10 protein-coding genes are annotated in these 13,370 nt (G+C 70.9%); 7 read left to right on the plus strand and 3 right to left on the minus strand.

Translation table 11 applies throughout. The annotated features are described in order from the left end of the window. Positions 1–23: 23 nt before the first annotated feature. From IEZ20_RS15730 to IEZ20_RS15755, 6 genes are all read left to right on the plus strand, one after another. On the plus strand, positions 24–815 hold the full coding sequence (locus IEZ20_RS15730; protein WP_189298764.1) for an ATP-binding cassette domain-containing protein: 792 nt from the start codon (positions 24–26) through the stop codon (positions 813–815). Next, positions 812–2,125, plus strand: a complete 1,314-nt coding sequence (locus IEZ20_RS15735; protein ID WP_189298767.1) for a sugar ABC transporter permease — start codon at positions 812–814, stop codon at positions 2,123–2,125. Before IEZ20_RS15730 ends, IEZ20_RS15735 begins: the two co-directional genes overlap by 4 nt. A gap of 239 nt (positions 2,126–2,364) precedes the next feature. After that, positions 2,365–2,964 carry a hypothetical protein gene (locus IEZ20_RS15740; RefSeq protein ID WP_189298769.1) on the plus strand — a complete coding sequence of 200 codons (600 nt, stop codon included), beginning with the start codon at positions 2,365–2,367 and terminating at the stop codon, positions 2,962–2,964. A gap of 195 nt (positions 2,965–3,159) precedes the next feature. Next, complete coding sequence (dxs, locus tag IEZ20_RS15745; RefSeq protein ID WP_189298771.1) at positions 3,160–5,088, plus strand: 1-deoxy-D-xylulose-5-phosphate synthase; 1,929 nt, start codon at positions 3,160–3,162, stop codon at positions 5,086–5,088. Positions 5,089–5,248: 160 nt separating this feature from the next. After that, positions 5,249–6,772 (plus strand): amino acid permease, encoded by a 1,524-nt coding sequence (locus tag IEZ20_RS15750; RefSeq protein WP_189298773.1) that lies wholly within the window; start codon positions 5,249–5,251, stop codon positions 6,770–6,772. Between the two features lie 106 nt (positions 6,773–6,878). Next, positions 6,879–8,423, plus strand: a complete 1,545-nt coding sequence (locus IEZ20_RS15755) for an ArnT family glycosyltransferase (protein ID WP_229896084.1) — start codon at positions 6,879–6,881, stop codon at positions 8,421–8,423. On the opposite strand, the gene IEZ20_RS15760 is transcribed toward IEZ20_RS15755, so the two are convergent. Further along, a complete protein-coding gene (locus tag IEZ20_RS15760) occupies positions 8,344–8,736 on the minus strand; it encodes a PIN domain-containing protein (RefSeq protein WP_189298775.1) in 393 nt (130 codons plus the stop codon). The two genes, IEZ20_RS15755 and IEZ20_RS15760, sit on opposite strands and share 80 nt — an antisense overlap. 74 nt (positions 8,737–8,810) lie before the next feature. On the opposite strand from IEZ20_RS15760, the gene IEZ20_RS15765 reads away from it, so the two are divergent. Then, positions 8,811–9,827: a PLL family lectin gene (locus IEZ20_RS15765; protein WP_189298778.1), complete on the plus strand. Its 1,017-nt coding sequence runs from the start codon at positions 8,811–8,813 to the stop codon at positions 9,825–9,827. 74 nt (positions 9,828–9,901) lie between these two features. Here IEZ20_RS15765 and IEZ20_RS15770 read toward each other — a convergent pair whose 3' ends face one another. Then, positions 9,902–12,031 carry a 3-hydroxyacyl-CoA dehydrogenase NAD-binding domain-containing protein gene (locus IEZ20_RS15770; protein ID WP_189298780.1) on the minus strand — a complete coding sequence of 710 codons (2,130 nt, stop codon included), beginning with the start codon at positions 12,029–12,031 and terminating at the stop codon, positions 9,902–9,904. Continuing rightward, positions 12,028–13,245, minus strand: a complete 1,218-nt coding sequence (locus IEZ20_RS15775) for a thiolase family protein (RefSeq protein WP_189298782.1) — start codon at positions 13,243–13,245, stop codon at positions 12,028–12,030. Before IEZ20_RS15775 ends, IEZ20_RS15770 begins: the two co-directional genes overlap by 4 nt. Between the last annotated feature and the right edge of the window lie 125 nt (positions 13,246–13,370).

A 13,370-nucleotide genomic window follows, 5' to 3' on the forward strand; every position in this document is an offset into this window, starting at 1 on the left:
CGCCGGGTCAGGCGGCGAAGGAGATGGTTCACGTGTCCGCTACGCCCGTGCTGGCGTTGCGCGGGGTCTCCAAGCGGTTCGGTGCCGTTCAGGCGCTTACCGACGTAGAGCTTGAGGTCCACGCCGGTGAGGTGGTCGCCCTGGTCGGCGACAACGGCGCCGGAAAGTCCACGCTGGTCAAGACGATCGCCGGCGTCCACCCCATCGACGAGGGCGTCATCGAGTGGGACGGCAAGCCCGTCTCGATCAGCCGCCCGCACGACGCCCAGGCGCTGGGCATCGCGACGGTCTACCAGGACCTCGCGCTGTGCGACAACATCGACGTCGTCGGCAACCTGTTCCTCGGCCGTGAGCTGAGGAAGTGGGGAGTCCTGGACGAGGTCGAGATGGAGCGCCGCGCCCGCGAGCTGCTCACCACGCTGTCGATCCGCATCCCGAGCGTCCGCATCCCGATCGCCTCGCTCTCCGGCGGCCAGCGCCAGACCGTGGCCATCGCCCGCTCCATGCTCGGCGACCCCAAGCTGGTCATCCTGGACGAGCCGACCGCCGCCCTCGGCGTCGAGCAGACCGCCCAGGTCCTCGACCTCGTGGAGCGGCTGCGCGAGCGCGGCCACGCCGTCATCCTCATCAGCCACAACATGGCGGACGTGAAGGCCGTGGCGGACAAGGTCGCCGTCCTGCGCCTCGGCCGCAACAACGGCGTCTTCGAGGTCAAGACGACCTCCCAGGAGGAGATCATCTCCGCCATCACCGGCGCCACCGACAACGCCGTGACCCGCCGTGCGGCGCGCACGACCGGGGAGGTTTCCAAGTGAGCATCGACAAGACCTCCGCGAACGTCGACAAGACGTCCGACGAGCCGCAGGACGCCCCGGTCGTCAACCCGGAGGCCGCAGCCGACGCGGTTACCGCCGTCGACCCCCGCCTGCTCGTGCGCGAGCAGGGCCTGCTCGGCTACTGGGGCGAGTTCAAGCGCAAGATGAAAGCCGGTGAGCTGGGCTCCCTGCCGGTCGTCGTCGGCCTCGCGATCATCTGCGTGATCTTCCAGGTGCTGAACTCGAACTTCCTGTCCGCGCAGAACATCAACGACGTCACCGTCACGATGGTCGGCACGGGCATGATCTCGGTCGGCATCGTCTTCGTGCTGCTGCTCGGCGAGATCGACCTGTCGGTCGGCTCGGTCAGCGGCGCGGCCAGCGCCCTCATGGCCGTCCTGGCGGTCAATCAGGGCTGGCCGGAGTGGGCGGCAGTCCTCCTCGCCATCGGTGCCGGTGTCGCCATCGGCGCGCTGCACGGCTTCTTCTTCGCGGTGCTCGGCGCCCCCGCCTTCGCCGTCACGCTGGCCGGCTTGCTGTTCTGGCTCGGCTTCATGCTGAAGGTGCTCGGCGAGGACGGCACGATCAACCTCGACGGCGACGGCCTGGTCGCCAAGCTGACCACGTACTACTTCTCGGACATCGCCGCCGCGTACGGGCTTGCCGTGGTCGTGGTCGCCGTGTTCTTCCTCACCTCCTTCCTCGGCAACAAGCGCCGGGAGGCCGCGGGCGTCCCGTCCCGGCCGCTCAGCGACACCGTGCTGCGGACGGTGCTGCTGGCCGTCATCGCCTTCGCCGCGGCCTACATGTACAACCAGTACAAGGGTCTGCCGCTGGCCACGGTGATCTTCCTCGCCTTCCTGGTCGCGACCGACTTCGTGCTGCGGCGCACCGCCTACGGCCGCAAGATCTTCGCGCTCGGCGGCAGCGTCGAGGCGTCCCGGCGTGCGGGTATCAACGTCACGGCGGTGCGGATCTCCGTCTTCGCGATCTCCGGTGGCTTCGCGGCGGTCGGCGGTCTGTTCCTGGCCTCGAAGATCGCCTCGGCGAACCAGAGCGCCGGCACGGGTGACCTGCTGATGAACGCGATCGCCGCGGCGGTCATCGGCGGTACGTCGCTGTTCGGCGGGCGTGGCCGTACGTGGAACGCGCTGCTGGGTGTGCTGGTGATCGTGTCCATCCAGTACGGGCTGCAGCTGCAGTCCATCGCGGAGCCGGTGAAGTACATGATCACCGCGGCGGTCCTGCTCACCACGGTCGTGATCGACTCGATCACCCGCAAGACGCAGAAGACCGCTGGTCGCGCCTGAGTGGGGACAAACAGAGCGAAAGCGGGACTGCCCCGGCGCCTTCCAGGCGCCGGGTCAGTCCCGCTCCGCATCGGCGGGCGTCGGTTCGGGTGACTGTGCTGCACCCTCCCGTCTGGTACGGCCCCATCTCCCGTGACTGCAAACGGAATTGTCAGTCAGTCAGGTCCGGTGTGATAATCCACCTGCTTCATGATCGGGTGCGGGACGCCTGTCGGCCCGCAATGAACGGGGTGGAATGTATGAAGAAAATTCTGGCAGCCGCAGGGTCTGCCGTGCTCATGGTGACCACGTTCTTGACGGCGCCCGCGCTGGCGGACACCGAGGCCGGTCATCCCGCCGCGGCCGCCCGGCAGGCGCCGGTCACGCCGCAAGCCACTGATCGTGTCCTGTATGATGTCGACTTTTTCGTCGGCGAGCGGGTGGGCGCGAAAGACGTACGGAAGTTGAAGCTCAAGCCCAAGAAGGCATGGGACGAACTGCACCGCTGCTTCAACTGCAGCTTCCCAGTGGACGGCGCACCGAAGAAGTTCCCCAAGGAGAACCAGTACATCAAGCTCAAGGCCTGTGGCATCGGCCACCTCGGGTGCAAGAACGCCCCGGTCCGTTACCACAAGAGCAACAGCTACAAGTACACCTGGTTCTTCCTCGCGCAGAAGGGGCACTTCGACGGCAAGGACTCGATGGTCCGGTTCCGCTTCTACGATGACAAGCAAGGATTCCTGCGTCTGAAGGTATACGCGACCGTCACCCACCCCACTATCCCGGATGCGATCAACAGGGAGTTCGCCACCAGTAAGTGGCGGGCCTTCGCCCACATCCTGGGCATGCACCTGGAATAGGAGGGCCGCCGCGGGGCCGGACCTCACCGGCTCCGCGGCCGACAGGCAGCCTTCCGTGATGAGTGAGGCCGGCCGCACGGGTACAGCCGTTCGCGTGAGGCATGACCCCCCGCCCGGCCATCGGGCGCGAGGACGGAACATTAGACTCGTCCAAGCCCGCCACAGCTCGATCAGCTCTACTGCAAGGAGGCACGGGTGCCGCTGCTGACCCGCATCAGGGGACCGCGCGATCTGGACCGGCTCAGCCTGGAGGAGCTGGACCAGCTGGCGGAGGAGATCCGGACCTTCCTCGTCCAGGAGGTCTCCAAGACCGGCGGGCACCTGGGCCCCAACCTCGGTGTGGTGGAGCTGACCATCGCCCTGCACCGGGTCTTCGAGTCCCCCAGGGACAAGGTGCTGTGGGACACCGGCCACCAGTCCTACGTGCACAAGCTGCTCACCGGCCGGCAGGACTTCTCGCGGCTGAAGATGAAGGGCGGCCTGTCGGGCTACCCCTCGCAGGCCGAGTCCGAGCACGACGTCATCGAGAACAGCCACGCCTCCACCGTGCTCGGCTGGGCCGACGGCATCGCCAAGGCCAACCAGCTGCGCGAACGCGACAGCCATGTGGTCGCCGTGATCGGTGACGGCGCCCTGACCGGCGGTATGGCCTGGGAGGCGCTCAACAACATCGCCGAGGCCAAGGACCGGCCGCTGGTCATCGTCGTCAACGACAACGAGCGCTCCTACGCCCCGACCATCGGCGGGCTCGCCAACCACCTGGCGACGCTGCGCACCACCGACGGCTACGAGCGGTTCCTCGCCCGGACGAAGGACATCCTCGACCGCACCCCGGTCGTCGGCAAGCCGCTGTACGAGACGCTGCACGGCGCCAAGAAGGGGCTGAAGGACTTCATCGCCCCGCAGGGCATGTTCGAGGACCTGGGGCTGAAGTACGTCGGCCCGATCGACGGGCACGACATCGAGGCGCTGGAGTCGGCGCTGGCCCGGGCCAAGCGCTTCGGCGGCCCCGTCATCGTGCACTGCCTGACCGAGAAGGGCCGCGGCTACCAGCCCGCCCTCCAGGACGAGGCCGACCGCTTCCACGCCGTCGGCAAGATCCACCCGGACACCGGGCTGCCGATCGCCTCCTCCGGCGCCGACTGGACCTCCGTCTTCGGCGAGGAGATGGTCAAGCTCGGCGAGGAGCGCGAGGACGTCGTCGCGATCACTGCGGCCATGCTCCAGCCCGTCGGCCTCGACAAGTTCGCCAAGCGGTTCCCCGAGCGCGTGTACGACGTCGGGATCGCCGAGCAGCACGGCGCCGTCTCCGCCGCCGGCCTGGCGTACGCCGGGCTCCACCCGGTCTTCGCCGTGTACGCCACCTTCCTCAACCGCGCCTTCGACCAGGTCCTCATGGACGTCGCCCTGCACAAGTGCGGGGTGACCTTCGTGCTGGACCGGGCCGGCGTCACCGGCACCGACGGCGCCTCCCACAACGGCATGTGGGACATGTCGATCCTCCAGGTGGTGCCGGGGCTGCGGCTCGCCGCGCCGCGCGACGCCGAACAGGTGCGGGCCCAGCTGCGCGAGGCCGTCGCCGTCGAGGACGCGCCGACCGTGGTCCGCTTCTCCAAGGGCGCCGTCGGCCCCGCCGTACCCGCCGTGGGCCGGGTCGGGGGCATGGACGTGCTCCGCGAGCCGGGCACCGACCGGCCGGACGTGCTGCTGGTCTCCGTGGGCGCCCTCGCCCCGATGTGCCTGGAGATCGCCGAGCTGCTGGACAGGCAGGGCATCTCCACCACCGTCGTCGACCCCCGCTGGGTCAAGCCCGTCGACGAGGCCATGGCCCCGCTCGCCGAGCGCCACCGGGTCGTCGTCACCGTCGAGGACAACAGCCGCGTCGGCGGCGTCGGCTCCGCCATCGCCCAGGCCCTCAGGGACGCGGGGGTGGACGTGCCGCTGCGCGACTTCGGCATCCCGCCGCGCTTCCTCGACCACGCCTCCCGCGCCGAGGTGCTCGCCGAGATCGGGCTGACCGCGCCGGACATCGCCCGCCAGGTCACCGGGCTGGTCGCGCGGATCGACGGCCGGTTCGACCGGACCGCCGGCGCGGTGGACTCCGTGGAGCCCGCGCGCGACTAGAACACGACCGGAAAGTGCCCCTGCGGGCCGGTTCCGCCGCACCTCCCGGTGGCGGAACCGGCCCGTTTGCGTGAACCTGCCTGTGCCGGGGAATACGCTCCCCGACCCTCTCGATCATGTTGAGCCATATCGAGGTCTCACAAGCGTGGGAGGCAGGCACGTGAGCAACGCGCTGTTCCGCACGAAGAACGTCGAGCAGTCCATCCTGGACACCGAGGAACCCGAGCATTCGCTCAAGAAGTCGCTGACCGCCCTGGACCTGACCGTCTTCGGCGTCGGTGTGATCATCGGCACCGGCATCTTCGTCCTCACCGGCACGGCCGCCAAGAACACCGCGGGCCCCGCCGTGGCCCTGTCCTTCGTCGTGGCCGGTGTCGTCTGCGCGCTCGCCGCCCTCTGCTACGCCGAATTCGCCTCCACGCTCCCCGTCGCGGGCTCCGCCTACACCTTCTCCTACGCCTCGCTCGGCGAACTCCCCGCCTGGATCATCGGCTGGGACCTGGTCCTGGAACTGGCGCTGGGCACGGCGGTGGTGGCGGTCGGCTGGTCCGGCTACATCCACTCGCTGCTCGACAACGCGGGCTGGCACCTGCCCGAGGCGCTCTCCGGCAGGGACGGCGCCCACGGCTTCGGGTTCGACATCCTCGCCTCGGCCCTCGTACTGCTGCTCACCGCGATCCTCGTCGTGGGCATGAAGCTCTCCGCGCGGGTCACCTCCGTGGTCGTCGCGATCAAGGTGGCCGTGGTCCTCGTCGTGATCATCGCGGGTGCCTTCTTCATCCACAGCGGCAACTACGACCCGTTCATCCCGAAGGCCGAGTCGGCGGAGGCCCGCGGCAACCTCAAGGCCCCCCTGATCCAGCTGATGTTCGGCTGGGCGCCCTCCAACTTCGGCGTCATGGGCATCTTCACCGCGGCGTCCGTGGTGTTCTTCGCGTTCATCGGCTTCGACGTCGTCGCCACCGCCGCCGAGGAGACCCGGAACCCGCAGCGTGACGTGCCGCGCGGCATCCTGGGTTCCCTGATCATCTGCACCGCCCTCTACGTCGCCGTGGCGATCGTCGTGACCGGCATGCAGAAGTACAGCGCGCTGTCCGTGAAGGCGCCGCTCGCCGACGCGTTCAAGGCCACGGGGCACCCCTGGTTCGCGGGCCTGATCAGCTTCGGCGCGGCCGTCGGCCTGACCACGGTCTGCATGATCCTGCTGCTCGGCCAGTCCCGGGTCTTCTTCGCGATGAGCCGCGACGGGCTGCTGCCCCGGTTCTTCTCGCACACCCACCCGAAGTTCCGCACCCCGTACCGGTCGACCATCCTGCTCGGTGGGGTCATCGCGGTCGTGGCCGGCTTCACCAGCCTGAGCGAACTGGCCGAGCTGGTGAACATCGGCACGCTCTTCGCGTTCGTCGTCGTCGCGATCAGCGTGATCATCCTGCGCAGGACCCGCCCGGACCTGCCCCGCGCCTTCCGCACCCCCTGGGTCCCGGTCGTCCCGATCGTCTCCGTGTGCGCCACGCTGTGGCTGATGCTCAACCTGCCCGCCGAGACCTGGATCCGGTTCGCCATCTGGATGGTCATCGGCTTCTTCGTCTACTTCTTCTACGGCGCCTCGCACAGCCGCCTCGGCCGGCGCGAGCAGACCGCGGCCGGCGAGGTCATGCACGAGCCGCGCGAGAAGGGGGAGTAGCCGAGCCGCGGCACGCGGCAGAACGGGGAGCGCCCCCGCAGACTCCCGCTCCGGCCCCGTATGTCCCGCTTCGGCCGGGACCGCGGGGCCGGATAGCGTGCGGACCATGCTCGCCGCCCCGCTCGCCCCCGCACGGACCACGGTCACCCGGACGGCGTACTGGGTGCGGGTGCTGCCCCTCCTGACCGCCCTGGCCTGCCTCACCCGGATCCCCTCCTTCGCCCGGCCGCTGTGGAACCCGGACGAGGGCTTCCTCGCCGTACAGGCCCGGCTGCTCGCCCAGGGCGGACAGCTGTACGAGACGGTCGTGGACCGCAAGCCGCCTCTGCTGCCCTGGCTGTACCAGGCCGCGTTCGCGCTCTGCGGCTCCGGCTCCCTGACCCCGCTCCGGGTGCTCGCCGTCCTCGCCCAGCTGCTCACCGCCGTCCTGCTGGCCTCCCTGGCCCGCCGCCGCTGGGGCGACCGCGCCGGCCGCACCGCCGGGGTGCTGTACCTGCTGGTCTCGGTCGGGCTCAACCCGGAGGACGCGCAGGCCGCCACCTTCGAGGTGTTCATGCTGCCCTGGACGGCCGCCGCCCTGTGGTGCGCCGACCGGGGGCGCTGGGGCGCGGCCGGAGCCGCCGTCGCCGCCGCGTTCCTGACCAAGCAGACCGGCGGCGCGGTCCTGCTGCCGGTGCTCTGGCTGCTGCACCGGCGCGGCGGCACCCGCGCGGGCCTGCCGCGGCTCGCGGCCGGATGCGCCGTACCCGTGCTCGGCGCGGCCCTGGCGACGGATCCGGCCGGTTTCCTGTTCTGGACGGTGACCGGCTCCGCCGCCTACGCCTCCGTCACCGGCTCCGAACTCCACGTCCTGGCCCGCGCGCTGACCAACGCCGTGATCCTGGCGGTCGCGTCGGCGGGGCTGCTCCCGCCGGTCGTACGCGCCGTGCGCACCGCCCGTACCACGGCGGCCGAGTTGTGGCTGTGGCTGTGGCTGGCCGCCTCGGCTCTCGCGGTGGCCCTCGGCTGCCACTTCTTCGGCCACTACTACCTGCAGCTCACCCCGCCGCTCGCGCTGCTCGCCACCGCCGCGCTGCACGCCCTGCCCCAGGAGCGGCACCTGGCCGCCGTCCTCACCTCGGCCGGCGCCTGCGCCCTCTTCCTCGGCTGGGGCCTGCTCGCCCCGCGCCCCGAACTCACCCACGCCGAGCGGCTGGCGGCCGCCCTCGCGCACCGCACGGCGCCCGCCGACCGGGTCCTGGTCTGGGGCATACACCCGGAGACGTACTGGCTGGCCGGCCGCACCCCCGCCACCCGTTACCTCACCGCGGGCCTGCTCACCAACTACAGCGGCGGCCGGGACGGCCCCCGGGTCGGCGAGGAGTACGCCGTCGCCGGCGCCTGGCCGGTCTTCCGCAGGGAGATGGCCGCGCACGCCCCCGTCCTGGTCGTCGACGACTCCCGGGGCAAGCCGTACACCCCCGGCCGCCTGCCCACGCTGCGCCGGCTGCTGGCCGCCGGCTACGAGGAGGTGGGCCGGGTCGACGGGGCGGTGCTGTACGCCCGGGTGCCGGCCGCACAGCGGGCCCGGTTCAGCCCAGGACCGTACGCGGCCCCGCCACCTCCGCCCCCAGCTCCGTCACCCGGCGGCGCAGCTCCCGGTCGGCGGTGACCACCAGGCGGGCCCGGCCGGGGTTCCGGGCGACCAGCTCCACGATCCGGTCGTCCCCGCTGCCCGGCGCCGGCTCCACCCGGACGCCGGGCACGGACGCCACGCCCCGCGCCGCGCCCTCGACCACGAGCACGATCTCCACCGGCCCCGGGTGCCCGGGCAGCCCCTCGCCCGCCAGCCGGTCCCGCAGCCGCTCGGCCGCGCCCCGGCGGTCCCGCCACCAGCCGTCGGGCCGGGAACCGACGACGTTCGCGCCGTCCACGACGACGAGCAGCGGGGCGGGGGAGAGCGGGGCGTCCAGGGGGTCCGTCATACGGCAAGGTTCCCACGCCGCCGGGGCGGGGCCCGGGCCCCCCGTCCCTCCACCGGGCGGCTTAAAGTGAACCGGTGAACGGCGACTGGCTCCTTCGCGGCCGAGACGGCCGGCTCAGTGTCTACCAGCTGTCGGGCGACGCCGTCCTGTGCCGGGCGGAGCGCGGCCCCGGCGGCCCCTGGTCCGCTCCCCGCAGGGTGGGCGGCGAGCAGCGGCTCCACTCCGTCCTGGCCGTCGGCCAGGGCGCCGACAGCTATGCCCACCTGGTCTCCTGGCGGCCCACCGTCAAGGGCGAGTCGGGACTGGTGCACTCCACGCACTTCCGCCCGCACCTGGCGGCCCTGGACTGGAACCCGGTCGGCCACCCGAACAAGAAGGGCGACCGGACCGGTACGCCCGCCGTCGCGGTGGACGCCCAGGGCCGCGCCCATGTCTTCGTCCGCAACAAGGGCGGCGGCGTGAGCATGCTCGCCCAGAAGGAGAAGGGCGGCTGGGACCCCTGGCGGGACCTCAAGGGCAAGGAGGTCCAGGACCGACTCGCCGCCGTGACCGGGGAGTCCGGCCGGGTCGAGCTGTACGCGGCCGTCCCGCAGGGCCTGCTGTACTGGCGTCAGGAGCAGCCCGGCGCCCAGCCCGTGCTCCAGGAGTCGCTCCAGGCACCGGTCCGCCCGGGGACCCTGCGCGCGCTGGCCACCTCCCCGGACCGTACGACCGTCTTCTACACCGACACCTCCGGCGACCTGTGCGCCTGGCGCCCGGGCGGCAAACCGGTCACCCTGCTGCCCGCGGCCGGTTCCGGCCCGGTGTCGGCGGTCCGCTGCGAACTGGACGGCCACGACTGCACCCTGCTGGTCCAGCGGTCGGCGAGCCGCCGGGTCGCCTTCGCCGCGTACCCGACCGAGCTGGAGTCGGCGGGCGCCTGGTGGACCGAGTCGGGCCCCGAACTCCCGCTGGACGCGCTGGTGTCCCTGACGACGGACGCGGACGGCCGGGTGGCGGCGGCAACGTTGTCCCCGTCGACCGGACGGCTCCTGCTGACCCGGCGCAAGGACGAGCCGGGGCTGGCGCTGGAGGCGTGGCGCGAGGTCTGACCCCGCACGGGGAAGGGCCCCGCACACGGAAGGGCCCCCGCAGCTGCGGGGGCCCTTCTCGGTGTCACCGGGTGTTACGCGGGCACGCTCGCCACGCCCGGAGCCAGGAACTTCTTGCCGTTCACCCGCTCCGAGACGCCCTCACGGTCCAGGTACGGCGTGATGCCGCCCAGGTGGAAGGGCCAGCCGGCGCCCGTGATCAGGCACAGGTCGATGTCCTGGGCCTCGGCGACGACGCCCTCGTCGAGCATCAGGCCGATCTCCTGGGCCACCGCGTCCAGGACGCGGGCGCGGACCTGCTCCTCGGTGAGGACGGTGTCGCCCTGCTTCAGCAGCGCGGCGACCTCCGGGTCCAGCTCCGGCTTGCCGCTGTCGTAGACGTAGAAGCCGCGCTTGCCCGCCTCCACGACCGCCTTGAGGTTCGGGGAGACCGTGAAGCGGTCCGGGAACGCGCCGTGCAGCGTCTCGGAGACGTGCAGGCCGATCGCCGGGCCGACCAGCTCCAGCAGCACCAGCGGGGACATCGGCAGACCGAGCGGCTCGACGGCCTTCTCGGCGACCTCGACCGGGGTGCCCTCGTCGATGACGTTCTGGATCTCGCCCATGAAGCGGGTCAGGATGCGGTTCACGACGAACGCCGGGGCGTCCTTGACCAGCACCGCGGTCTTCTTCAGCTTCTTGGCCACGGCGAACGCGGTCGCCAGGGACGCGTCGTCGGTCTTCTCGCCGCGGACGATCTCCAGCAGCGGGAGGACGGCCACCGGGTTGAAGAAGTGGAAGCCGACGACCCGCTCGGGGTGCTTCAGCTTCGACGCCATCTCGGTGACCGACAGCGAGGAGGTGTTGGTGGCGAGGATCGCGTGCGCCGGGGCGACCGCCTCGACCTCCGCGAACACCTGCTGCTTGACGCCGATCTCCTCGAACACGGCCTCGATGACGAAGTCGGCGTCCGCGAAGCCCTCGGCCTTGTCCAGGACACCGGTGACCAGCGCCTTCAGGCGGTTGGCCTTGTCCTGGTTGATCCGGCCCTTGCCGAGCAGCTTGTCGATCTCGGCGTGGACGTAGCCCACGCCCTTGTCGACGCGCTCCTGGTCGATGTCGGTCAGCACGACCGGCACCTCGAGGCGGCGCAGGAAGAGCAGCGCCAGCTGGGAGGCCATGAGACCGGCGCCGACGACACCGACCTTGGTGACCGGGCGGGCCAGGTTCTTGTCCGGGGCGCCGGCGGGACGCTTGCCGCGCTTCTGGACGAGGTTGAAGGCGTAGATGCCGGCACGCAGCTCGCCGCCCATGATCAGGTCGGCGAGGGCCTGGTCCTCGGCGTCGAAGCCCTGCTGGAGGTCCTCGTTCCTGGCGGCGGCGATGATGTCCAGGGCGCGGTAGGCGGCCGGAGCGGCCCCGTGCACCTTGCCGTCCGCGATGAAGCGGCCCTTGGCGACGGCCTGGTCCCAGGCCTCGCCGCGGTCGATCACCGGACGCTCGACCGTGACGTCGCCCTTGAGGACCTGGGCGGTCCACAGCAGCGACTGCTCCAGGAAGTCGGCGCCCTCGAAGATCGCGTCCGCGATCCCGAGGTCGAAGACCTGCTGGCCCTTGAGCTGCTTGTTCTGGTTCAGGCTGTTCTCGATGATGACCGAGACGGCCTTGTCGGCGCCGATCAGGTTCGGCAGCAGGGTGCAGCCGCCCCAGCCGGGGACCAGACCGAGGAAGACCTCGGGCAGCGAGAACGCCGGGATCGCCTTGGAGACGGTCCGGTAGGTGCAGTGCAGGCCGACCTCGACGCCGCCGCCCATCGCCGCGCCGTTGTAGTACGTGAAGGTCGGCACGGCCAGCTTCGCCAGGCGCTTGAAGACCTCGTGGCCGCCCTTGCCGATGGCGAGCGCGTGCTCGTGCTCCTTCAGCAGCTCGACGCCCTTGAGGTCGGCGCCGACCGCGAAGATGAACGGCTTGCCGGTGATGCCGACGCCGACGATGTCGCCGTCCGCGGCCTCCTTCTCGACCTGGTCGATCGCGGCGTCGAGGTTCGCCAGCGAGGCCGGGCCGAAGGTGGTCGGCTTGGTGTGGTCCAGGCCGTTGTCCAGCGTGATCAGCGCGAAGCGGCCGGCGCCGAACGGCAGGTCGAAGTGGCGTACGTGCGCGGACGTCACGACCTCGTCGGGGAACAGGTCCGAGGCCTGCTTCAGAAGCTCGGCGGTGGTGCTCACTTGTCCCCCTCGAAGTGCGGGTTCTCCCAGATGACCGTCGCGCCCATGCCGAAGCCGACGCACATGGTGGTCAGGCCGTAGCGGACGTGCGGCTGCTCCTCGAACTGGCGGGCCAGCTGCGTCATCAGACGGACGCCGGAGGAGGCCAGCGGGTGGCCGAAGGCGATGGCGCCGCCGTACTGGTTGACGCGCTCGTCGTCGTCCGCGATGCCGTAGTGGTCGAGGAAGGCCAGCACCTGGACGGCGAAGGCCTCGTTGATCTCGAACAGGCCGATGTCGGAGATGGACAGGCCCGCCTTGGCGAGGGCCTTCTCCGTGGCCGGGATCGGGCCGTAGCCCATGACCTCCGGCTCGACGCCCGCGAAGGCGTAGGAGACCAGGCGCATCTTGACCGGCAGGTTGTTCTCGCGGGCGAAGTCCTCGGAGGCGATGATCGAGGCGGTCGCACCGTCGTTCAGACCGGCCGCGTTACCGGCGGTGACCCGGCCGTGGACGCGGAACGGCGTCTTCAGGCTCTGGAGGTTCTCCAGGGTCGTGCCCGGGCGCATCGGCTCGTCGGCGGTGACCAGGCCCCAGCCGGTCTCGCCGCCCTCGGGGTTGGTGCGGCGCACCGAGATCGGCACCAGGTCCTGCTGGATCTTGCCGTTGGCGTAGGCCTTGGCGGCCTTCTCCTGCGAGCGCACCGCGTACTCGTCCGCGCGCAGCTTGGTGATCTGCGGGTAGCGGTCGTGCAGGTTCTCCGCGGTCATGCCCATGAACAGGGCCGACTCGTCGACCAGCTTCTCGCTCACGAACCGCGGGTTCGGGTCGACGCCCTCGCCCATCGGGTGGCGGCCCATGTGCTCGACGCCACCGGCGATGACGGCGTCGTAGGCACCGAAGGCGATCGAACCGGCGGTGGTCGTCACGGCGGTCAGGGCGCCGGCGCACATGCGGTCGATCGAGTAGCCGGGCACGGACTGCGGCAGACCGGCGAGGATGCCGGCCGTGCGGCCGAGGGTCAGGCCCTGGTCACCGATCTGCGTGGTCGCGGCGATGGCGACCTCGTCGATCTTCTTCGGGTCCAGACCGGGGTTGCGGCGCAGCAGCTCCCGGATCGCCTTCACGACAAGGTCGTCGGCGCGGGTCTCGTGGTAGATGCCCTTCGGGCCCGCCTTGCCGAACGGGGTGCGGACGCCGTCGACGAAGACGACGTCCCTGACGGTACGAGGCACGATGGCTCTCCTCCAGATGCGGGATGGCACTGCTGCGTTGCGCTGAGCGCGCGCTCAGAGCCCATGCTACTTATGAGTAACGTAGCTGCACAGTCCTGCCGGGGGGAGCGGTGAAGGTCACACCT

Origin of the sequence: Streptomyces cinerochromogenes (assembly GCF_014648635.1) — a bacterium.
In the GTDB taxonomy this organism is placed as follows: Bacteria; Actinomycetota; Actinomycetes; order Streptomycetales; family Streptomycetaceae; genus Streptomyces; species Streptomyces cinerochromogenes.

What these genes read in the sequence shown, in the direction of transcription:
- IEZ20_RS15730 (WP_189298764.1), top strand. Translation starts at nt 24, where the DNA reads ATGGTTCACGTGTCCGCTACGCCCGTGCTGGCGTTGCGCGGGGTCTCC.
- IEZ20_RS15740 (WP_189298769.1), top strand. Translation starts at nt 2,365, where the DNA reads ATGAAGAAAATTCTGGCAGCCGCAGGGTCTGCCGTGCTCATGGTGACC.
- IEZ20_RS15755 (WP_229896084.1), top strand. Translation starts at nt 6,879, where the DNA reads ATGCTCGCCGCCCCGCTCGCCCCCGCACGGACCACGGTCACCCGGACG.
- IEZ20_RS15760 (WP_189298775.1), bottom strand. Translation starts at nt 8,736, where the DNA reads ATGACGGACCCCCTGGACGCCCCGCTCTCCCCCGCCCCGCTGCTCGTC.